Raw genomic sequence first — 18,957 nt, forward strand, 5'->3', positions numbered from 1 at the left:
TCCCTTATTTCAGCTCAGCGACTAGCTTATCAACAATCTGCTTGTTGGCTTCTTTGTCGATTGAACGCTCAAGAATTTTCTCAGCGCCAGCGATGGCTAAAGCAGCTACTTGTGCACGTAACTCTTCACGAGCACGATTACGTTCAGCTTCAACTTCTGCGTTACCTTGAGCAAGAATTTTTTCTCGCTCAATGTTAGCCAGCTCTTTTGCTTCGTCGATGATTTGAATTTTGCGCTTGTTAGCTTGCTCGATAATACCAGCAGCTTCGGACTTGGCGTCTTTCATTTGCTCTGAAGCTTTCGCTTGAGCTAATTGAAGATCCTTTCCGGCACGTTCAGCGTCAGCTAAACCATCCGCAATTTTCTTTTGACGAGCTTCAATCGCATCGATTAATGGTGGCCATACGTATTTAACGCAGAACCAACAAAAAATCGCGAACGATATCGCTTGTCCAAACATGGTTGCATTGATATTCACAACGACACCTCCTATTTGTTAGGAATCGAAGGATTAACCTAACAAGGCAACGAACGGGTTAGCGAATACGAAGAATAACGCGATACCCACGGCAATCATTGAGATCGCATCTAGTAGACCAGCAATAATAAACATTTTAGTTTGTAGTGCAGGGGCTAGCTCAGGCTGACGGGCTGATGCTTCTAACAATTTACCACCTAAAAGTGCAAAACCGATAGCAGTACCAAGAGCGGCCATGCTCAGCATGATTGCAACAGCGATAATAGTTAAACCAACAACAGTTTCCATGATTTTCTCCAAATAGTATTTATTAGGTTAAAACAGTTTTTATTAAACTTAATTAGTGATCTTCATGGGCTAAAGCTAGATAAACTATCGTTAGCATCATGAAAATAAACGCCTGAAGCACAATGACCAGAATATGGAAAATAGCCCATGGCACAGATAAGGTCCATTGAGCCCATAAAGGAACAAGTGCGGCAATAAGAATAAAGATCAATTCACCTGCATACAGGTTACCGAACAGACGCAAAGCGAGTGAGAAAGGTTTAGCCAATAAGGTGACCGATTCTAACAAGAAGTTGAATGGAATCATTGACCAATGGTTGAAAGGATTAAGCGTTAGCTCTTTTGTAAACCCTTTCAGTCCTTTTACTTTAATACTGTAAAAAATGATTAAACCAAACACGGCAATAGACATGCCCAATGTAATGTTTAAATCAGTAGTTGGTACAATTTTAAAGTACTCAGCGCCCATAAGTCCGGCGACGTGGGGTATAAAGTCAACAGGGACTAGATCCATCAAGTTCATGAGGAAAATCCACACGAAGATGGTTAGACCAATTGGCGCAATAACGCGGTCGGTGCGATGGAATGCGTCACGAACGGCTCCATCAACAAACTCAACCATCATTTCAACAAAACATTGAAACTTGCCAGGTACGCCAGTTGTTGCTTTTTGCCCTGCCTTATAAAAAAGAAATAAGAACAAAGCGCCCAAGCCAACTGAAAACAGGAGTGAATCAATGTGCCAAGTCCAGAACCCTGCATCCTTACAAGCGTAATTAAATGCCAGACCGCCATCGGCCATACACATTTGAGCGTTTGTAAGGTGGTGCTGGATATAGCCTGAAACGTTACCTTCAGCAGCCATTTATCATCCTATTTTTGTTACTAAGAAAAATAGAGGCAGTCCATTGCGTCAAAGTACTAAAAACAAAGCCTAGCAATAGTGCTAAAGGCACTACATCTAGCAAGGCAAAGGCTAGTATGAACATAATGGCTGTTAGAGAAAGTTTTACGACTTCCCCGAGATAAAAGCTCAATACTACGTATTTTCGATGTCTAGCTCCCACAAACATGAATGCCATGGCAGTAAACAGCGCATTTGGTAGTAAAAAGATTATTCCTCCGAGTAACACAGAAATGGCAGTCTCTTTATCAAAAAAGAAACCACTTTTAAGTGTTAGCAGTGCGACAAACCCTGTCTGAAAGATAACAAAATATAACGCCTTAAGGCGTACTTCTGTTGTTAAAGACCCAGACATTCTCGACCTCTACTAGTTTTTACATTTAACCCATTACCTATAAGTAGGTAAAAAGGGCTTGCGAAAAAGCCTAATGATTATACGTTGAACGCGCACTTTTGCAATCAGAAGCAAAGCGGAAGTCACCAATTTGTAACAGCTTACATAAACAAATAGCGGTTATTGTTAATTTTTATGTTACAAACCAGCGATTTTGGTCATTTTTTGGTGAAAGTTAGGTAATCAAGATCAAAGAAATGTAGGTAAGAATAGTTTATAAAAACTAAAGTGTTTCATCGGAATCGATGAAGAGCGCCAAAATAGCATCTAATTCATCCAAGTTTGCATAGTCTATAACCAACTTACCTTGGCCTTTTTTGTTTTGCTGAATTTTCACACCAGCACCTAAGCGTTCGCTTATTCTTTGCTCTAATCTGTTAATATCTGGATCAACTTTAGCTGCTTGTTTAGGGGCTTTAGGGTTTAAAACTGCCTTAACCAGCTTTTCAGTATCGCGAACCGTTAATCCTTTGGCAGCAACATTACGTGCAGTTTCGGCTTGAGTTTCACCACTTAAAGCTAACAAAGCACGCGCATGGCCCATTTCGATATCGCCATGCTCTAATAAGATTTTCACATCGTTATCAAGGCTATTTAAACGCAGTAGGTTGGTTACAGTTGTACGAGATTTACCTACCGCTTCAGCGACCTGCTGATGAGTAAGTTCAAATTCGTTCATTAAACGGTCAAGGGCAACCGCTTCTTCCATTGCATTAAGATCTTCACGCTGAATATTCTCAATAAGCGCAATAGCAACTGCGTTTTCATCACTCACGTTTTTGATTAAACAAGGAACATCGTGCAGATGAATTTGTTGCGAGGCGCGCCAACGGCGCTCACCGGCAATAATCTCAAATTGATTATCACCCACTTCTCGAACCACAATGGGTTGAATAACCCCTTGTGCTTCAATCGAGTGAGCCAGTTCCTCAAGTGCTTCAGCCGACATGTCTTTACGAGGTTGGTACTTACCAGGGCGTAACCATTCGATAGGTAGCTTACGCAGTTCACCACGGTTTTCATCAACGGTTTGCTGATTAGTATCGGCTTTAGTGTCCTCTTCAACTTGACGTTGACGAGCGTTATTACTGGTACTGAGTAATAAATCTAATCCTTTACCTAATCCACGTTTTCTCGCTGACATGTCTTTATCCGTATTCATTAATCTACGACCACCGCTTGTGCTTCTTCTTCATGGCGGCGAATAATTTCACCCGCTAAAGCAAGGTAAGCCTTAGAACCATTTGACGTTTTATCATAATACATGGCTGGTTTACCAAAGCTAGGGGCTTCGGCTAAACGCACATTTCTTGGGATCACAGTTCGGTAGACTTTTTTACCAAAATGCTGCTTAAGCTGATCGCTTACATCCGACGATAATCTATTTCGCGGATCGAACATAGTGCGCAGAATGCCTTCAACTTGCAGATCAGGATTAACCACAGAAGCCAATTTACTAATGGTATCAACTAAAGCGGTTAAGCCTTCTAAGGCGTAATACTCACATTGCATTGGCACCAATACACTATCGGCAGCAGCCATTGCGTTAACGGTAAGCATGTTGAGCGAAGGCGGGCAATCTATGAAAATGTAATCGTAGTAGTCACGCACTGGCGCTAATGCATTACGTAAGCGTACTTCGCGCGCGAAAAATTCCATTAATTTAATTTCGGCAGCGGTAACATCAGAGTTAGCTGCAATTAAATCAAAAAATCCGCTGGTGTCTTTTACCGTTACTTGATCGATAGGTTCTTCATCAATCAGTAACTCATAAGCTGTTTTTGGAACGTCGTATTTATCAACACCACTGCCCATGGTGGCATTACCTTGTGGGTCTAGGTCAATCAACAATACTTTGCGTTTAGTGGCCGCCATAGACGCCGCTAAATTTACGCTGGTTGTAGTTTTTCCTACGCCACCTTTCTGGTTGGCAACCGCAATTACTTTACCCACAATATTTTCGCCTAAGGGTTATTTTTATCAATAATAACTAGATGTCGCTGACCTTCAAGTTCGGGAACCGTTAAACTCTCGATACTGTGCAGTTTTAAGCCTTCAGGCAGGTTTTCTAGTTCTTGTTCAGGCACTAAGCCTTTTAAAGCATAGAATTTACCATTATTTGCGGGTAGGTGAGAACACCAGTTAAGCATATCCTCTAAAGAAGCGAACGCTCTGCTTATTACGCCATCAAAATCGAGGTTTTGTTGGTAGTTTTCTACTCGGCTCTGCACCGCGGTAACATTATCGAGTTTGAGTAAATGACAAACTTGGCGAATAAAAGTAATTCGTTTCCCCAAACTATCAAGCAATACAAACTGTTTATCAGGATTGATAATGGCCAAGGGAAGACCAGGTAGCCCAGGCCCTGTACCTACATCAATAAAACGCTCACCTTGTAAGTAAGGACTTACCACTAAACTATCGAGAATGTGTTTTACCATCATCTCCATAGGATCTCTTACCGAGGTAAGGTTGTAAGCTTTATTCCATTTATCGAGCTGCTCAACCAAACTAACCAGTTGAGAAATTTGCAGCTCGGTAAGCTGCAAAGACGTTTGAGCCAATAAGCCCTGTAAGCGAGATTTTAACACCCGATCATCCTAAGCTGACTTGCGTGCCAAGTCGTGTTTTTTCAAATATACCAATAGCAATGACACCGCAGCTGGAGTTACTCCCGAAATACGTGCTGCTTTACCTATGGTTTCTGGTCTGGCATTGGTTAGTTTTGCAACTACCTCATTCGATAGACCGCTAATTTTAGAGTAATCCAAATCTAAAGGTAGCAAAGTATTTTCATGCTTTTGGGTTTTCTTAATTTCTTCTAATTGGCGTTTAATATAGCCATCATATTTGATCTGGATTTCAACTTGTTCAGCGGCGGCTGGTAGTTCTAATCCAGGTCCAAAACCATCAATTTCCATCAATTGTTGGTAGTTGAGCTCTGGTCGGCGAATTAATTCTTCTAAAGAATGCTCGCGAGTAATGGGATTTTTCAACAATGGGTTTAGCTGATCTAATTGCTTAGAACTGGTATGAACCCAAGTGTCTTTTAGGCGCTGGCGTTCTAACTCAACCGCTTCTACTTTTTGATTAAACAACTGCCAACGATGATCGTCTACTAAACCAAGCTTACGACCTTGCTCAGTTAAACGCATATCGGCGTTGTCTTCACGTAACAATAAGCGATATTCGGCACGGCTAGTGAACATACGGTAAGGTTCTTTAGTGCCTAAAGTCGCTAAATCGTCGATCAACACGCCCATGTAAGCTTGGTCGCGTCGAGGTGCCCATGCATCTTTGCCTTGAGCGTAAAGGGCAGCATTAGAGCCAGCAATTAAACCTTGGGCACCGGCTTCTTCGTAGCCAGTTGTTCCGTTGATTTGTCCAGCAAAGAACAAACCTTTTAAGTATTTGTTTTCAAGACTTTGTTTTAAATCACGAGGATCAAAGAAATCATATTCAATGGCATAACCCGGACGGGTTATATGGGCATTCTCTAAACCTTTCATCGAGTGAACTAATTCAACCTGAACATCAAAAGGTAAGCTGGTAGAAATACCATTTGGGTACACTTCGTGAGTGGTTATGCCTTCAGGCTCAATAAAGATCTGATGTGAGTTTTTATCGGCGAAGCGAGTTACTTTGTCTTCGATAGATGGGCAATAACGCGGCCCAATACCTTCAATCACACCGGTAAACATTGGGCTTCTGTCTAAACCATTACGAATAATGTCGTGAGTAGACTCGTTGGTATGAGTGATATAACAAGGGATTTGCTGTGGATGATCGCTTTGTTTACCAATAAACGAAAATACCGGTGTAGGTGTATCACCTGGCTGTGGCTGCATTTGGCTAAAATCGATACTGCGCGCATCAATGCGAGGTGGAGTACCGGTTTTTAAGCGATCAACTCGTAACGGTAGTTCTCGAAGTCGTTGAGCTAAAGCAATTGACGGTGGATCACCTGCTCGGCCACCAGCATGGTTATTTAAACCAATGTGGATCATGCCACCAAGGAATGTTCCCACAGTGAGCACTACGCTGCGTGCACGTAACTGTAGGCCCATTTGAGTAACCACCCCTACCACTTGATCATTTTCTACGATCAAGTCGTCACAGGCTTGTTGAAAGATAGTTAGGTTGGCTTGGTTTTCTAAACGCTCACGGATCGATGCTCGATAAAGTACTCGGTCTGCTTGCGCGCGAGTTGCACGAACTGCTGGGCCTTTAGATGAGTTTAGGGTTCTAAATTGGATCCCTGAAAGGTCGGCAGCTTGTGCCATTAAGCCACCTAAGGCGTCAATTTCTTTTACTAAGTGACCTTTACCAATACCACCAATGGCTGGGTTACAAGACATTTGACCTAAAGTCTCAATGTTATGAGTAAGCAACAAGGTATTTTGACCCATGCGTGCAGCTGCTGCTGCTGCTTCAGTACCGGCATGACCACCACCGATCACTATCACGTCATATTGTTGTTTATAGAACATTTGTTATTACCTCGAACCAGCCTAATCCCAAAAGGGTGCGACATTTTACTGGTTAAGTGGCGATAAGGGAATGCTTAGATCAGAATTAGATCTGTACTCGATCTCTTATAAATATATATAAGATCTTTTTTTAAAGATCTTTTATTAGATCTACTATTAGTAACTTGCTGATCTGTAGATAAGTGATTTTTTAGCTTTATGATCATTAACTTAATTAAGATCAGATCTTGTTAATGAAGGGCGATCTAAGCAGGGGAAAAACTGGGATCTAATTTGCTGTTTATCCACAGGTGGAAATGGGTATAAGCTTATCCATAGGAATAACTATGTTAAATTAATAGCTATTCCCTAGGGTTATCCACAGTATTTAGTTCACATTTAGCTCATTTTTCCAGCTTTCTAACCATGCAACTGCTGGTTCTTCAGGCACTGGTTCTAGATCAACATCTATTTCTAAGCGCTCTTTTAGCTTTTTGGCACCTAAATTACTCAAGGTTTGGTCGAGATCTTTACCTGCGCCACAAAAGGTATCGTAACTGCTACTACCAATTGCCACCACGCTATAAGAAACAGAAGAAAGATCCGGTTGGTTTTCGAGTAAATGTTGGAAAAATGGCTGTAGATTGTCTGGTACATCTCCAGCGCCATGAGTAGAACTGCAAATAAGCCAAAAAGCTTGCTGATTTAGCTCTTCAAACTCTGCATCTAAGTGAATTTTTACTTGATGCTGTTCTTTTAAAAGCGCTTCTAGCTCATCTGCGACGTATTCAGCCGAACCGAGGGTTGATCCCACAATGATTTCTATATCCACTTACGATCCTGTTAAATGTAGAGTCTTGGCTACATTGTAACGTGATCTAATAGGGTTTAACTAGCTGCGAATTTATTGTGATCTAGTTGTTGATAGTTTCACGTGGAACCTCAGTAAGATTCGCTTTACCCGCCATCTAAGCTGATGATCCCATTTGTTGTGTGTGAATAACAGTTGTGCACAAATTATCTAAATGGCTAATGGGGTTTGTTTCTAAACTCTGCTTTACACAAATTAATTAGCGCCTGTTGAGCTGGGGAAACCGTTGTTTGTTTGCTGTAAATCAAGCCTAGTTGTTCATTGGCAATGGCATCGTTATGGGCTAAGACTACTAGCTCACCCGTTTCAATATACGGATTTAGCTGCTGTTGTTGGCCGACAAAAACGCCAACACCACGTAAACAAAGTTCAATAGCCAGCGAGTGATGCTCTACTGCAATTTGTCTTTGTACTGTATCAGGATCCCACAACTCGGTATTGGTTGAAGAAAGCACGGTTATCCAGGTATGACTTAGCACTTGTTGAAGAGTTGTAGACGTTGCAGACGCTAATTGGTGAGTTCGTGAACATACTGCTACTACTGGCATTTCACACAAAGGTTCTACAGTAAATTGGCTAGGAAAAGCATCTCGGTAAAAACAAACGGCTAAATCCAATGATGGCTGTTGTTGCCAGTTGAGTAGCTGCTCATCGCGGCGTTGGTAAATATGTAAATCTACTTGTGGGTAGGCTTGGTTAAATTGGCTAAGCACCTTTGCTATAGCGCTATCTTGCAAATAAGCACTTACTCCAAGGTTTAACCTTAAACAGTCTAGATTAGCAATTTGCTCTACCTGTTCGTTTAGGTGCTGTTTTGCACTTAGTAACTGCTCACACAAGGGAAGCATTTTTAAGCCTTGTTCCGACAACACCGGCTTGTGGCCGCTTCGGGTAAACAACTCAACATTCCAATCTATTTCTAAGTTACTGATCCATTGACTAAGTTGGGCGCGGTTTTTCTGCATCTTTTTGGCAGCGGCTGAAATACTGCCCAACTGATGACTTAATACAAAAGCTTGGATTGCTTGAAGATTCATTTGGGATCCTCTGTGTTAATAAAAGCTAACAGACTCTGATTTGTTAGCGCAGTGCCATCTCATCATCATAGCGGCGATGGACTGTTTTACGAGTATGTAACTGGTACTCAATGATGCACGGATGTTTTAGTAATCATCTACTGAAAGGTTCCAAAATGAAAAAAATTATCGTCGCTTCTACCGTTTCGCTTGCGCTGTTTAGTCAATTTGCAGCGGCTAATGCAATTCGTGGTGAAGTAGCCGCAGAAAGTAACCGTACTGGCCCCCATCTAGGCATTTTGAAAGGCGGTTATGAGTTTGATACTGATTACGGTCAGTTTGGCTTTGATGTTGAGGCAAAAAGCCGTTTGGGTGGGCGAGCTTATGGCGAAAATCAGCATGAGTCAGGTTTGCACGAAGCTACCTTTGCTGCAGATTATACCTATAAGTTCGGCAATGCTTATGTTCAGCCAAGAGTTGAATATACACGTAATGTCGCTAACGACGCCAACACCGGTAAGTTTGCTCTTAAAGGTGGCTATAACTTTGATAATGGTATTTTTGTTGCTGCACGTTACCGTTACGAAGGCACCCAAAATAACAACAGCATAAATAAAGCTGAACTAGGCGATGTAAAAACCAACCGAACCGATTTAACCGCGGGTTGGGCTGGTGATATTGTTGGCGTGTCTTTTAACTACATTCATAAAGACGCAAATGCAGAGCACAAAAACAATAACCTAAAAATCAATGAACTTGAAACTAAGGTGTTTCTTACCAATTTAGGAAATTACCAGCCTTATGTTCAATATACTCAGAAAAACTTTGATAGCAGTGGCTACAACAGTAGCCCTTTAAAAGATGATAGCCAGATTAAACTTGGCGTTAGTATGAAGTTTTAAGAGCACTAAAAAGAGCGCCTTTGGGCGCTCTTTTTAGTTGGTTTAACTGTGATGTTTAGTGGTAGTTCAGCGAGGTCGCTTTACCTCTAAATACCCAGTAAGAAAAGGCGGTATACATAAGGATCACCGGTACAACAATCAGAGCGCCAATTAAAATCACAATCAGTGATTCTGGCGCAGATGCCGCTTCCCAAATATCCATTTGTCCAGGCACTACATCGGGGAAGAAGCTAAAGCCCAATGCGCTAAAACACAGCAAAAATATCAGCATAACTAAGCTAAATGGTACCCAGCAGTGGCGATCGTTTTCTTTAGGTAAACGCCCTAGCAAAAAGTCGTTAAACAAAAATGCTGCAAAACACAAAGCTGGGATCAGCAATACAAACATGACCAATGGGAAGTCAAACCAGCGATCAAATACACCAGGGTTAACTAAAGGGTTAACGATAGATACCGCGATCACCCCCATGAAACAAAAACGGCCAGTGGATTTTGTCCAAGCAACAGCACGTTGCTGTAAGCCGTTTTCGGTTTTCATTACTAACCAAGCTGCACCAATATAGCTATAAGCTGCTGTTACGCCTAGGCCACTGAGCAAACCAAATAAATGGGTGCTTATGCCACCCTCAAAACCCATTACATACAAACCTAACATGTAGCCTTGAGCTAGGGTGGTGAGTATAGAGCCTGCTTTAAAGGTTCTGTCCCAAGCTAACTTGTGGTCTACTGCTGCTTTGGCTCTAAAGTCAAAAGCTACGCCACGCATAATAAGTCCGATCAGCATAATTGCGACCGGAATATACAGGTGGTAGAGCACGATGCTATGCGCTGCTGGAAAGGCAATGAGCATGATGCCAACTGCCAGTACTAACCAAGTTTCGTTGGCATCCCAAAACGGGCCAATAGAGGCAATCATAGTATCGCGCTGTGCTTCGTCGGCTTCGCCCATTGGCAGCAAAATACCCACACCTAAGTCGTAGCCATCTAAGATTGCGTAAACAAGAACCGAAAGTCCCATTAAGCCAATAAAAATAACCGGTAACCAGTAGGCATCCATCATGCTTTTGCACTCCCTTCAACGTTGTCTTGAGGCTGATTAACATTGGTTAAATTGCCGTCGGGTTTAGGTTCGTTGGTTTCAAACTCTTCTTCTTTAACTGCTTTACGTGCCATTAAGAAAACCGTGTGAATGTAAGCAATTAACAAGAAGCCATAAACGATTAGATACAGCGCTAACGAAAATGCCACGTTTGAAGCGGGTAGGCTGGTTACAGCATCTTCGGTTCTTAGTACTCCGGTTACTAACCAGGGTTGGCGGCCTATTTCGGTTACATACCAGCCGGCAAGGGTGGCTACCCAACCCGAGAAGGTTGTACCTACCAATACTTTTAGCATCCAATTTGGCATTTTGCCTTTACGCACCATGTGGTAAGAGCCAAACCAACTTAGGGCTAACATAAGTAGACCCAAGCCCACCATTACCCGGAAACTCCAAAAAACAGGTGCTACTGGCGGGTGCTCGTTTTCAAATTCGTTTAAGCCTTTAAGCTCTCCATCTAGCTCGTGAGTTAAAATTAAGCTCGCTAACTTTGGAATGCCAATGGCAAATTTGTTGGTTTTAGTTTCTTCATCTGGCAATGCAAATAACAGTAATGGAGCGCCTTTCTCGGTTTCCCAGATACCTTCAATGGCAGCAATTTTCGCTGGTTGATGTTCAAGAGTATTTAAGCCATGAAAATCACCCACTAAAGCCTGAGTAGGGGCAAGTATTGCTGCCACTATTAGGCTTACTTTTAAGGTAAGGCGCGGAGCTTTTTTAACGTCGCCTTTTAAAATTCGATAGGCTGAAATACCGGCGATAAAAAACGATGCAGTTAGGCCAGATGCTAACAACATATGGGTTAAGCGATAAGGAAATGATGGATTAAATACAATTGCAAACCAATCGGTTGGATAAGCAACACCATCACGCATTTCAAAACCGGTTGGGGTTTGCATCCATGAGTCTAGCGCTAGAATCCAAAATGCCGACAAACTGGTACCAATCGCTACCAATATGGTTGCTAGGGTATGTACTTTGTTTGGAACGCGTTTAATGCCAAACAGCATAATGCCCAAGAAGGTGGCTTCTAAGAAAAAGGCGGTAAGCACCTCGTAACCGAGCAGAGGACCAGCAATATTACCCACAGTTTCCATAAAGCCTGGCCAGTTAGTACCAAACTGGAATGACATGGTAATGCCGCTTACAACACCAATCGCAAAGGAAAGCGCAAACACCTTTACCCAAAAGCGATAGGCGCGCATCCATACCGGGTTACCGGTCATATCGTGGCGAACTTTAAAAAATACTAGGAACCAACACATCGCAATGGTGATGGTGGGAAACAGGATGTGAAAGCTGATATTGGCAGCAAACTGTATCCTTGAGAGCATTAGGGCATCAAGCATGGTTAAGCCTCGTTAAGGTTGATAATCTCATTAGCTGGCGGCAGATCCCTTGTTACCAACGATTTTGTCTTTTAACTCTAAAATTCTGCTAATACCTGAGCCCATCTTCATTAAACTCTGCAGTTTGTCTGGATTCATCGTATTAAGTGCGTATGACCATTGAGTGATTAACTCTAAGAGATCGTGGATCTCTTCCATTTTTTGCTGAGTAAACTGGTCTGCTTCGTTTTCTGGTTCTTCCAATAAATTAGAACGTAGTAAAGAGAGGGTTGGGTCAACTTCGCGCTTACTGCGTTCTTCAAATACAGTTCTCGCCATATCCCAAATGGACCCGGCGGCAGTAAAAAATTCTCGGCGTTGACCTGCTTGGTGGCTTAGCTTTACTAAGCGCCAAGACTGTAATTCTTTTAAACCCATGCTGACGTTGCCGCGGCTAATGCCCAGCTGTTGCATAATTTGTTCGGCGTGCAAAGGCTCTTTGTTAATCACTAACAAAGCCAATATTTGACCAACCGTTCGGTTAAAACCCCAACGGCTGCCCATTTCGCCAAAATGAAGAACAAAAGCTTGGCTCTTCTCTGATAATTGCACGCGCTAAATCCTTTTATTGAACTTTCAGAAAACAGTGAAACTTTAATTGAAAATTGATTTAAGTCAATATTTTTAGCGATAATTGATGGAGAGTGATGAAACTGTGAGGCAGATTTAGCTTAGTTTGAGAGTGGGTTTATCTGTTAATCGAAAACCTGATAATAGCTTTATATTTACTTGCTGTTTATCAGGTATTGTTGTATTTATCTATATTTTAAGGGTAGCTTGGTAATAGTGAACACTTACTTATTAAGCTATTTTCCGATACAGAAACTGGTAAAAATGCGGCTGAGTAAGTCGTCGGAGCTGAACTCACCGGTAATTTCGCTTAAGTGTTGTTGTACCAAGCGCAGTTCTTCGGCTAATAGTTCACCTGCTTGATAAACTTCTAGTTGAGTTTTGCCATTGTCTAAGTGTTCTGCGGCAAGTTCGATGGCGTTAAGGTGGCGGCGACGCGCCATAAAGCCACCTTCCATATTGCCTTGAAAACCCATGCATTGTTTTAGGTGGTCTTTTAGCTCTGCTAAGCCTAGCTCGGTTTTCGCTGAAATCTTATAAACAGGGTGTCCGTGATCCATCACTACGTCTAAGTTTTCGCCGGTAACATCGGCTTTGTTGCGTACTACTGTCATGCCCATATTGGTGGGTAGTTTTGCCACAAATTCAGGCCAAATTTTTTGTGGGTCGAGTTCCTCGGTGGTGGTGCCATCCACCATAAACAATACCCGATCAGCATTATTGATTTCTTCCCAGGCGCGCTCTATACCTATTTGCTCTACAACGTCTGCGTCATCACGTAAACCAGCTGTATCGATGATGTGTAGTGGCATACCGTCAATATGAATATGCTCGCGTAATACGTCACGAGTGGTTCCGGCTATGTCGGTAACAATGGCGGCTTGTTTACCTGCTAGAGCGTTAAGTAGGCTTGATTTACCGGCGTTAGGGCGGCCAGCTATCACTACTCGCATGCCTTCTCGTAGCAATGAACCTTGGCGAGCTTGGCTTTGTACTAAGCCTAATTCTTCAATAATGGCGTATAAATCGGCTTGTACTTTACCGTCGCTCAAAAAGTCGATTTCTTCTTCGGGAAAATCAATTGCGGCTTCAACGTAAATACGCAGGCGAGTAACACTTTCAACTAAGCTATGGATCTTGTTTGAAAACTCACCCTGCAGCGAATGTAAGGCACTTTTGGCTGCTTGTTCACTGGTGGCTTCAATAAGGTCGGCAATCGCTTCTGCTTGGGCTAAATCGAGCTTGTCGTTTAGAAATGCGCGCTCACTAAACTCACCTGGGCGAGCCATGCGTAAACCATCTAATTGGCAAATTTCGCGAATTAGCATGTCTATTACTACCGGTCCGCCGTGACCTTGTAGTTCTAGTACATCTTCACCGGTAAAGGAATTTGGCCCTTTAAAGTACAGTGCAATACCTTGGTCAAGCGTTTCTCCGCTAAGGCTTTTAAACGGTAAGTAATCGGCATAGCGAGGAGCAGGGCACTTGCCTAATAGCGTTTCGGCTACTTGCTGGGCTAAAGGGCCAGATACTCTAATTATGCCTACACCACCACGACCTGGGGCGGTAGCTTGCGCCACAATAGTATCAGTTGAATTCATGCTCACTCTCTTTGCTCATTTCTGCTGAAAATAAAAAATGCCATTCAGCCTTCACTGAATGGCATTTTAGCATTGTTGCTAAACTTTGTGCTTAGCGTTTATGCAATCCTTTTTTCTCAAGGTTACGGTAGATGATGGTTTGCTGAATCAGCGTCACCACGTTACTCATCAACCAGTAAAGTACTAGACCGGCTGGGAACCATAAGAAGAATACGGTAAAGATAACCGGCATAAACTGCATAATTTTAGCCTGCATTGGGTCGGCTACAGTGGTTGGAGACATCTTCTGAATGAAGAACATGCTCACACCCATCAAAATAGGCAGTATGTAGAATGGGTCTTGTACCGATAGGTCGGTAATCCAACCAAAGAACGGTGCATGACGTAACTCTACGCTTTCCATTAACGACCAGTACAACGCAATAAAGATAGGCATTTGTAGCAAGATAGGGAAACAACCACCTAAGGGGTTTACTTTCTCTTTCTTGTACAGCTCCATCATGCCTTGCGACATTTTCTGACGGTCGTCACCGTACTTCTCACGAAGTGCAGCCATTTTAGGTTGCAGTAAACGCATCTTCGCCATAGAGGTGTATTGCGCTTTAGTTAGCGGGTACAACAAACCTTTTACGGTGAAGGTGATAAGGATAATTGCTACACCCCAGTTACCTACAATGCTGTGGAAGAAGGTTAGTAGTTTGTACAATGGTTGGGCAATAAACCATAACCAGCCGTAGTCTACGGTTAGGTCTAGGTGTTTTGCTGATTCAGCCATTTGCTTTTGCAGTTTAGGGCCAACCCATAACGAGCTAGTTAGAGTAGCTGTATCGTTAGGCGCAATGGTTTGTAAAGGCGCTTTGTAACCCATGAATACAAAACCGTTACCGCTGTTTGAATATAGCTGGTTGGTATCGCCTTCGTTTGGCAACCAAGCGGTTACAAAGTAGTGCTGCATCATCGCAACCCAACCACCTGTAGTGGTTTCATTTAGGTTAGATTTTTTGATGTCTTTAACGCTGTACTTTGAGTAACGAGTTGATTCGCTAGAATAAGCACCACCACGATAAACCGGCATTACCATGCTAGAGCTATGCTCTTTATCGGTTTGCTTAAGCTGGCTGTATAGTTGCAAGCTTAAGTCGGAGTCACTTTTGTTGCTTACTTGAAAGTCTACGTTTACGTCGTAGCTACCACGAGTAAGGGTAAAGTTTTTAGTAAATACGTTACCGTTTTGGTCTTGGTAGTTAAGTGCTACAACCAGTTCATCGCTACCATCAGCAAGTTCAAAGCTGTTGCTAGTTACTTGGTAAACTGGGCGGCCGTTGGCGCTGGCATCTGGGCCATCACGACCAATTAAGCCGCTTTGGGCTACATATGTAAAGTTAGGATTTTCTTCTAACAGTACAAATGGTTCTGTTGAGTCTTCTTCTATTGGGTAGGCCAATAGTTCTGCACTCACTACATCACCGCCTTGAGCGCTAATTTTAAGCTTAAGAACGTCGGTAGTAACCGTGATTAACTGACCTGCAGCGGTAGCCTGCGTTAAGTCTGAATCGTCGTGAGATGAAGCACTGGCTGGTACATCACCATTTGCAGTAGTACCAGTTGCGGTAACAGTATTGGTAGCAGTAGTTACTACAGGCTGTGGGCCGTAGTCTTTTTGCCATTGCTGATATATAAGAAAACTTACAAACAGCAACCCAATTATCAGTAAATTGCGTTGAGATTCCATAATTTTAGTTAATCACTATTGGTTTTTTTGGAACCTGGAACCGGATCATGTCCGCCAGGATGTAGAGGATGGCATTTTAATAGACGTTGGCTTGCTAACCAACTACCTTTTAACACACCATGCAAATTAATTGCTTCAATCGCGTAATCTGAACATGTTGGCGTAAACCGACAGCGCGGACCAAGCAAAGGACTTATCACGTATTGATAAGCCTTGATTGGCGTAATTGCGATTATTCGCAACGGCGCGTTAGTCTTCGCCATGATTTCTCCAGAAGCTTGGTCAGGTCTTTATTATCTAAGTCTGAAATACCGTTCTTGGAAATAACCACTATATCTACTGCGGGCAACTTGTGCTGATGTAGACGAAAGCTTTCTCTTACCAAACGTTTAATTCGATTACGACCTACCGCTAGTTTAACGCTTTTTTTAGAAACAGCTAAACCTAGACGAGGGTGTTCTAGAGTATTGGTTTTGGCAAGGATAGTGAGTTGGGGGGTACCCACACGAACGGGGTTGGAGAATACATGTTTGAAATGCATGGGAGTTAACAAACGTAACTCCCTGCTAAAAGAATGTCTTTGCACTTAATTATGCAGACAGACTTGCGCGACCTTTAGCGCGACGACGTGCCAAAACTTGGCGGCCGTTTTTTGTTGCCATGCGAGCGCGGAAACCGTGGCTACGCTTGCGCTTTAGTACGCTTGGTTGAAAAGTACGTTTCATATTTATTACTCTTGCTAGCTAGTTTTTTACTGTACAGTCGGTGCAATTAACCAAAATGGTAGGCGCACCGGGTAAAAAAGAGGCGAAATTCTAATCATTCACCTCTTCTAAGTCAAACGAAAAATCGCTTAATCTTAAATACTGTTGTGGAAAAGATCCTTTGGATCTTTGGCGGCATTATAGTGCTCCTATATATAGGTGCAACTAAACAATGTAATTAGCCGTGATTACGCTTAACGATACGCGATATAAACTGTTGAGTTCGTGGATCTTTCGGCTGATTAAACAGTTCTTCTGGGCTACCTTGTTCAACAATGGTTCCATCGCTCATAAATACTACTCGGTCGGCAACTTCGCGGGCGAAGGCCATTTCATGAGTAACAATAATTAAAGTTTGTTTGCGCTCGGCCAGTTTTTTGATGAGTTCAAGCACTTCGCCAACCCATTCTGGATCTAAGGCTGATGTAGGTTCATCAAACAATATAGCTTGGCTGTGAGTAGCCATAGCACGGCCAATACCTATACGTTGCTGTTGGCCACCCGATAATTGGCTAGGGTAGTGTTTGGTTTTATCCGCTAGGCCAATATCTTTAAGTATCTTTCTTGCCTCGGCTAAGGCTTTATCTTTGGGTTGCTTCCAAACAGTGATCAACGCTTCAGCTATGTTTTGCTCTGCGTTTAAGTTGGCAAATAGCGAGTAATTTTGAAAGACAAAAGATAGTTTACGGCGCAGCGCGAGTACGTCTTTTTGTTGATGGCTTTGTGCATCTACTGTTAAACCATCTACGCTAATAAGGCCGGTATCGGGTTGTTCTAAGTAGTTAATACAACGTAGAAAAGTAGATTTTCCGGTTCCTGATGGGCCGATGATCGCTACAACTTCGCCCTCTTTTACTTCTAAATCGATACCGTTAAGCACATTTTGCCCATCGAAGGACTTGCTTAAATTGGAGATTTTTATCATCGTTAATAAGCCTTCGATAGTCGCTGTTCAGCAAGGTTTTGTAGCTGGGTAAATACTGCAACAACTGCCCAATAGATAAGTGCTACTGCTAAAAATGCTTCAAAGAACTTAAAGCTACTAGATGCTTCCATTTGCGCTTTAGCCATTATTTCTGCCACACCTAAGGTAAAGGCCAAAGAGGTGCTTTTAATCATATCGATAAGATAGTTCATTAAAGAAGGCAGGGCAGTGCGCAGTGCTTGTGGTAGCACTACTCTGCGTAAAGCTTGCAGTCGAGTCATACCAAAGGCGTAACAAGCGTCCCACTGGCTTTTATCAATAGAGTTAATGGCCGCTCTAATACTTTCTGCTTTATAGGCAGAAAAGTGCAAACTCAAGCCGATAACCGATGCGCTAAATGCATCTAAGCCAATCAGAATTGGGAATACCTGAGGTAAGCCGTAATACAAGATAAACAGTTGTACGAGTAACGGCGTACCGCGGAAGAATGAGATAAATACCACTGCAAATTGATTAAGCAGCGGCAATTTAAATACACGAAATAGAGCCAATACTAGTGCAAGCACTAATGCAAAAACGGCTGCAACTGCAGCCATTTCCATGGTGGTTCCCAAATACTTAAATAGTATTGGGAACAGCTCTAACATGTAACCGAAGTCAAATGTAGACATTATTTGGTGATGTCTCCGTCAAACCATTTTTGAGAAATTGCGCTTAGGCTGCCATCTTGCTGCATAGCTTCTAAGCTAGCGTTAACTTTAGCTTGTAATGCTTGGCCTGCTTCGTTGTTTTTGAATGGCATTGCATTTTCGATGGTTTCGAAAGGCTGACCCGCTAGCGCTAAGGGTAGACCAGATTTCTTGATAAGTGCTAACGAAGATACACGGTCCATAACAAATGCATCTGAACGACCCAATGCAACATCTTGCTCGATGCCTGTATCATAAGTCGCTATGTTTATTTGATTATCGGTGTCGTGTTTTCTTAATAGCTGCTCAAAGTTAGAACCTAGGTTTACTGCAACCTTTTTACCTTTTAAGTCGTCAATGCTAGTAATCTCGCTATTGCCTTTACGTACAACAATTTGCGCGCCATCCACCACATAGGGGTGAGAGAATAGGTATTTAGCTTTACGTTCGTCGGTAATAGTAATTTGGTTAGAAATGGTATCTACACGACCTGTCTCTAACATGCCAAATAGGCCAGAGAAGTTCGCGGTTACAAATTCAACTTTCCAATCATTACGTTTGGCCAATTCATTCCAAACATCAACTTCAAAGCCTTGTAGCTGATCTTGTTTTACAAAAGTGAAAGGAAAATAACGACCAGACATACCTACTTTAACGGTATCTTGTGCAAATGCTGACCAAGGACTTAGGCTAACTAGCAGTAAACCAAGTAGCAATCGTGATTTATTTAGTAGTTTCATTTCTATTCTTCTGTATCTGTAGTTGTGTATGGGTAAAAATTCTAGTTCAGCCTCAGTAAATACACAAATACGCTGTGGTTATATCAAATAACTAAGCTGTTATCTGGCTCGGCGAATTTTATTCACA

Annotated in this window: 22 protein-coding genes; 1 reads left to right on the forward strand and 21 read right to left on the reverse strand. The window is 42.4% G+C overall.

Translation table 11 applies throughout. The features are described 5' to 3' along the window. Nucleotides 1-4 precede the first annotated feature (4 nt). From atpF to K5620_RS21625, 10 genes are all read right to left on the reverse strand, one after another. A complete protein-coding gene (gene atpF, locus K5620_RS21580; protein ID WP_016400257.1) occupies nt 5-478 on the reverse strand; it encodes a F0F1 ATP synthase subunit B in 474 nt (157 codons plus the stop codon). A gap of 33 nt (nt 479-511) precedes the next feature. Next, nucleotides 512-766, reverse strand: a complete 255-nt coding sequence (gene atpE, locus K5620_RS21585; protein WP_016400258.1) for a F0F1 ATP synthase subunit C — start codon at nt 764-766, stop codon at nt 512-514. Between the two features lie 52 nt (nt 767-818). Then, nucleotides 819-1,631, reverse strand: a complete 813-nt coding sequence (gene atpB / locus K5620_RS21590) for a F0F1 ATP synthase subunit A (RefSeq protein WP_152785095.1) — start codon at nt 1,629-1,631, stop codon at nt 819-821. Then, the gene (locus K5620_RS21595) at nt 1,621-2,025 is read right to left on the reverse strand and encodes an ATP synthase subunit I (protein WP_051147554.1); all 405 of its coding nucleotides are present in this window, start codon (nt 2,023-2,025) and stop codon (nt 1,621-1,623) included. Before K5620_RS21595 ends, atpB begins: the two co-directional genes overlap by 11 nt. Before the next feature lie 262 nt (nt 2,026-2,287). Beyond that, entirely contained in the window at nt 2,288-3,208 is a 921-nt protein-coding gene (locus tag K5620_RS21600; protein WP_016400262.1) for a ParB/RepB/Spo0J family partition protein, read from the reverse strand. A gap of 17 nt (nt 3,209-3,225) precedes the next feature. Further along, nucleotides 3,226-4,017, reverse strand: coding sequence for a ParA family protein (locus K5620_RS21605; RefSeq protein ID WP_016400263.1), 792 nt, complete (start codon nt 4,015-4,017; stop codon nt 3,226-3,228). 11 nt (nt 4,018-4,028) lie between these two features. Continuing rightward, nucleotides 4,029-4,655, reverse strand: coding sequence for a 16S rRNA (guanine(527)-N(7))-methyltransferase RsmG (gene rsmG, locus K5620_RS21610; RefSeq protein WP_016400264.1), 627 nt, complete (start codon nt 4,653-4,655; stop codon nt 4,029-4,031). A 9-nt stretch (nt 4,656-4,664) separates the two neighbouring features. After that, the gene (mnmG, locus tag K5620_RS21615; RefSeq protein ID WP_016400265.1) at nt 4,665-6,554 is read right to left on the reverse strand and encodes a tRNA uridine-5-carboxymethylaminomethyl(34) synthesis enzyme MnmG; all 1,890 of its coding nucleotides are present in this window, start codon (nt 6,552-6,554) and stop codon (nt 4,665-4,667) included. Between the two features lie 367 nt (nt 6,555-6,921). Beyond that, nucleotides 6,922-7,365 (reverse strand): FMN-binding protein MioC, encoded by a 444-nt coding sequence (mioC, locus tag K5620_RS21620; RefSeq protein ID WP_016400266.1) that lies wholly within the window; start codon nt 7,363-7,365, stop codon nt 6,922-6,924. Nucleotides 7,366-7,562: 197 nt separating this feature from the next. After that, nucleotides 7,563-8,441 (reverse strand): LysR family transcriptional regulator, encoded by an 879-nt coding sequence (locus K5620_RS21625; protein WP_016400267.1) that lies wholly within the window; start codon nt 8,439-8,441, stop codon nt 7,563-7,565. Nucleotides 8,442-8,596: 155 nt separating this feature from the next. Here K5620_RS21625 and K5620_RS21630 point away from each other — a divergent pair, with 155 nt between their 5' ends. Beyond that, nucleotides 8,597-9,322 carry an oligogalacturonate-specific porin KdgM family protein gene (locus K5620_RS21630; protein ID WP_016400268.1) on the forward strand — a complete coding sequence of 242 codons (726 nt, stop codon included), beginning with the start codon at nt 8,597-8,599 and terminating at the stop codon, nt 9,320-9,322. A gap of 55 nt (nt 9,323-9,377) precedes the next feature. Here K5620_RS21630 and K5620_RS21635 read toward each other — a convergent pair whose 3' ends face one another. From K5620_RS21635 to K5620_RS21685, 11 genes are all read right to left on the reverse strand, one after another. After that, nucleotides 9,378-10,382: a cytochrome d ubiquinol oxidase subunit II gene (locus tag K5620_RS21635; protein WP_016400269.1), complete on the reverse strand. Its 1,005-nt coding sequence runs from the start codon at nt 10,380-10,382 to the stop codon at nt 9,378-9,380. Continuing rightward, nucleotides 10,379-11,770, reverse strand: a complete 1,392-nt coding sequence (locus K5620_RS21640; protein ID WP_016400270.1) for a cytochrome ubiquinol oxidase subunit I — start codon at nt 11,768-11,770, stop codon at nt 10,379-10,381. Before K5620_RS21640 ends, K5620_RS21635 begins: the two co-directional genes overlap by 4 nt. 30 nt (nt 11,771-11,800) lie before the next feature. Then, nucleotides 11,801-12,361, reverse strand: coding sequence for a GbsR/MarR family transcriptional regulator (locus K5620_RS21645; protein ID WP_016400271.1), 561 nt, complete (start codon nt 12,359-12,361; stop codon nt 11,801-11,803). 254 nt (nt 12,362-12,615) lie between these two features. Further along, nucleotides 12,616-13,980 carry a tRNA uridine-5-carboxymethylaminomethyl(34) synthesis GTPase MnmE gene (mnmE, locus tag K5620_RS21650; protein ID WP_016400272.1) on the reverse strand — a complete coding sequence of 455 codons (1,365 nt, stop codon included), beginning with the start codon at nt 13,978-13,980 and terminating at the stop codon, nt 12,616-12,618. Nucleotides 13,981-14,071: 91 nt separating this feature from the next. Beyond that, nucleotides 14,072-15,712: a membrane protein insertase YidC gene (gene yidC / locus K5620_RS21655; protein ID WP_016400273.1), complete on the reverse strand. Its 1,641-nt coding sequence runs from the start codon at nt 15,710-15,712 to the stop codon at nt 14,072-14,074. Nucleotides 15,713-15,720: 8 nt separating this feature from the next. Continuing rightward, nucleotides 15,721-15,975: a membrane protein insertion efficiency factor YidD gene (gene yidD, locus K5620_RS21660; RefSeq protein ID WP_084681697.1), complete on the reverse strand. Its 255-nt coding sequence runs from the start codon at nt 15,973-15,975 to the stop codon at nt 15,721-15,723. Then, nucleotides 15,945-16,298, reverse strand: a complete 354-nt coding sequence (gene rnpA, locus K5620_RS21665; RefSeq protein ID WP_084681699.1) for a ribonuclease P protein component — start codon at nt 16,296-16,298, stop codon at nt 15,945-15,947. The genes yidD and rnpA overlap by 31 nt, the downstream gene beginning before the upstream one ends. Nucleotides 16,299-16,302: 4 nt before the next feature. Beyond that, nucleotides 16,303-16,437, reverse strand: coding sequence for a 50S ribosomal protein L34 (gene rpmH / locus K5620_RS21670; protein ID WP_016400276.1), 135 nt, complete (start codon nt 16,435-16,437; stop codon nt 16,303-16,305). Nucleotides 16,438-16,654: 217 nt separating this feature from the next. Then, nucleotides 16,655-17,401: an amino acid ABC transporter ATP-binding protein gene (locus K5620_RS21675; protein WP_016400277.1), complete on the reverse strand. Its 747-nt coding sequence runs from the start codon at nt 17,399-17,401 to the stop codon at nt 16,655-16,657. Nucleotides 17,402-17,403: 2 nt separating this feature from the next. Further along, on the reverse strand, nt 17,404-18,072 hold the full coding sequence (locus K5620_RS21680; protein ID WP_040306767.1) for an amino acid ABC transporter permease: 669 nt from the start codon (nt 18,070-18,072) through the stop codon (nt 17,404-17,406). Further along, complete coding sequence (locus tag K5620_RS21685; protein WP_016400279.1) at nt 18,072-18,830, reverse strand: amino acid ABC transporter substrate-binding protein; 759 nt, start codon at nt 18,828-18,830, stop codon at nt 18,072-18,074. The genes K5620_RS21680 and K5620_RS21685 overlap by 1 nt, the downstream gene beginning before the upstream one ends. Nucleotides 18,831-18,957 lie beyond the last annotated feature (127 nt).

The organism is Agarivorans albus, assembly GCF_019670105.1.
Classification (GTDB): Bacteria; Pseudomonadota; Gammaproteobacteria; order Enterobacterales; family Celerinatantimonadaceae; genus Agarivorans; species Agarivorans albus.

Coding starts and splice junctions, on each gene's coding strand:
- atpE (WP_016400258.1), bottom strand. CDS start 766: ATGGAAACTGTTGTTGGTTTAACTATTATCGCTGTTGCAATCATGCTG.
- atpB (WP_152785095.1), bottom strand. CDS start 1,631: ATGGCTGCTGAAGGTAACGTTTCAGGCTATATCCAGCACCACCTTACA.
- K5620_RS21595 (WP_051147554.1), bottom strand. CDS start 2,025: ATGTCTGGGTCTTTAACAACAGAAGTACGCCTTAAGGCGTTATATTTT.
- K5620_RS21600 (WP_016400262.1), bottom strand. CDS start 3,208: ATGTCAGCGAGAAAACGTGGATTAGGTAAAGGATTAGATTTATTACTC.
- mnmG (WP_016400265.1), bottom strand. CDS start 6,554: ATGTTCTATAAACAACAATATGACGTGATAGTGATCGGTGGTGGTCAT.
- K5620_RS21625 (WP_016400267.1), bottom strand. CDS start 8,441: ATGAATCTTCAAGCAATCCAAGCTTTTGTATTAAGTCATCAGTTGGGC.
- K5620_RS21630 (WP_016400268.1), top strand. CDS start 8,597: ATGAAAAAAATTATCGTCGCTTCTACCGTTTCGCTTGCGCTGTTTAGT.
- K5620_RS21635 (WP_016400269.1), bottom strand. CDS start 10,382: ATGATGGATGCCTACTGGTTACCGGTTATTTTTATTGGCTTAATGGGA.
- K5620_RS21640 (WP_016400270.1), bottom strand. CDS start 11,770: ATGCTTGATGCCCTAATGCTCTCAAGGATACAGTTTGCTGCCAATATC.
- mnmE (WP_016400272.1), bottom strand. CDS start 13,980: ATGAATTCAACTGATACTATTGTGGCGCAAGCTACCGCCCCAGGTCGT.
- yidC (WP_016400273.1), bottom strand. CDS start 15,712: ATGGAATCTCAACGCAATTTACTGATAATTGGGTTGCTGTTTGTAAGT.
- yidD (WP_084681697.1), bottom strand. CDS start 15,975: ATGGCGAAGACTAACGCGCCGTTGCGAATAATCGCAATTACGCCAATC.
- rpmH (WP_016400276.1), bottom strand. CDS start 16,437: ATGAAACGTACTTTTCAACCAAGCGTACTAAAGCGCAAGCGTAGCCAC.
- K5620_RS21675 (WP_016400277.1), bottom strand. CDS start 17,401: ATGATAAAAATCTCCAATTTAAGCAAGTCCTTCGATGGGCAAAATGTG.
- K5620_RS21680 (WP_040306767.1), bottom strand. CDS start 18,072: ATGTCTACATTTGACTTCGGTTACATGTTAGAGCTGTTCCCAATACTA.
- K5620_RS21685 (WP_016400279.1), bottom strand. CDS start 18,830: ATGAAACTACTAAATAAATCACGATTGCTACTTGGTTTACTGCTAGTT.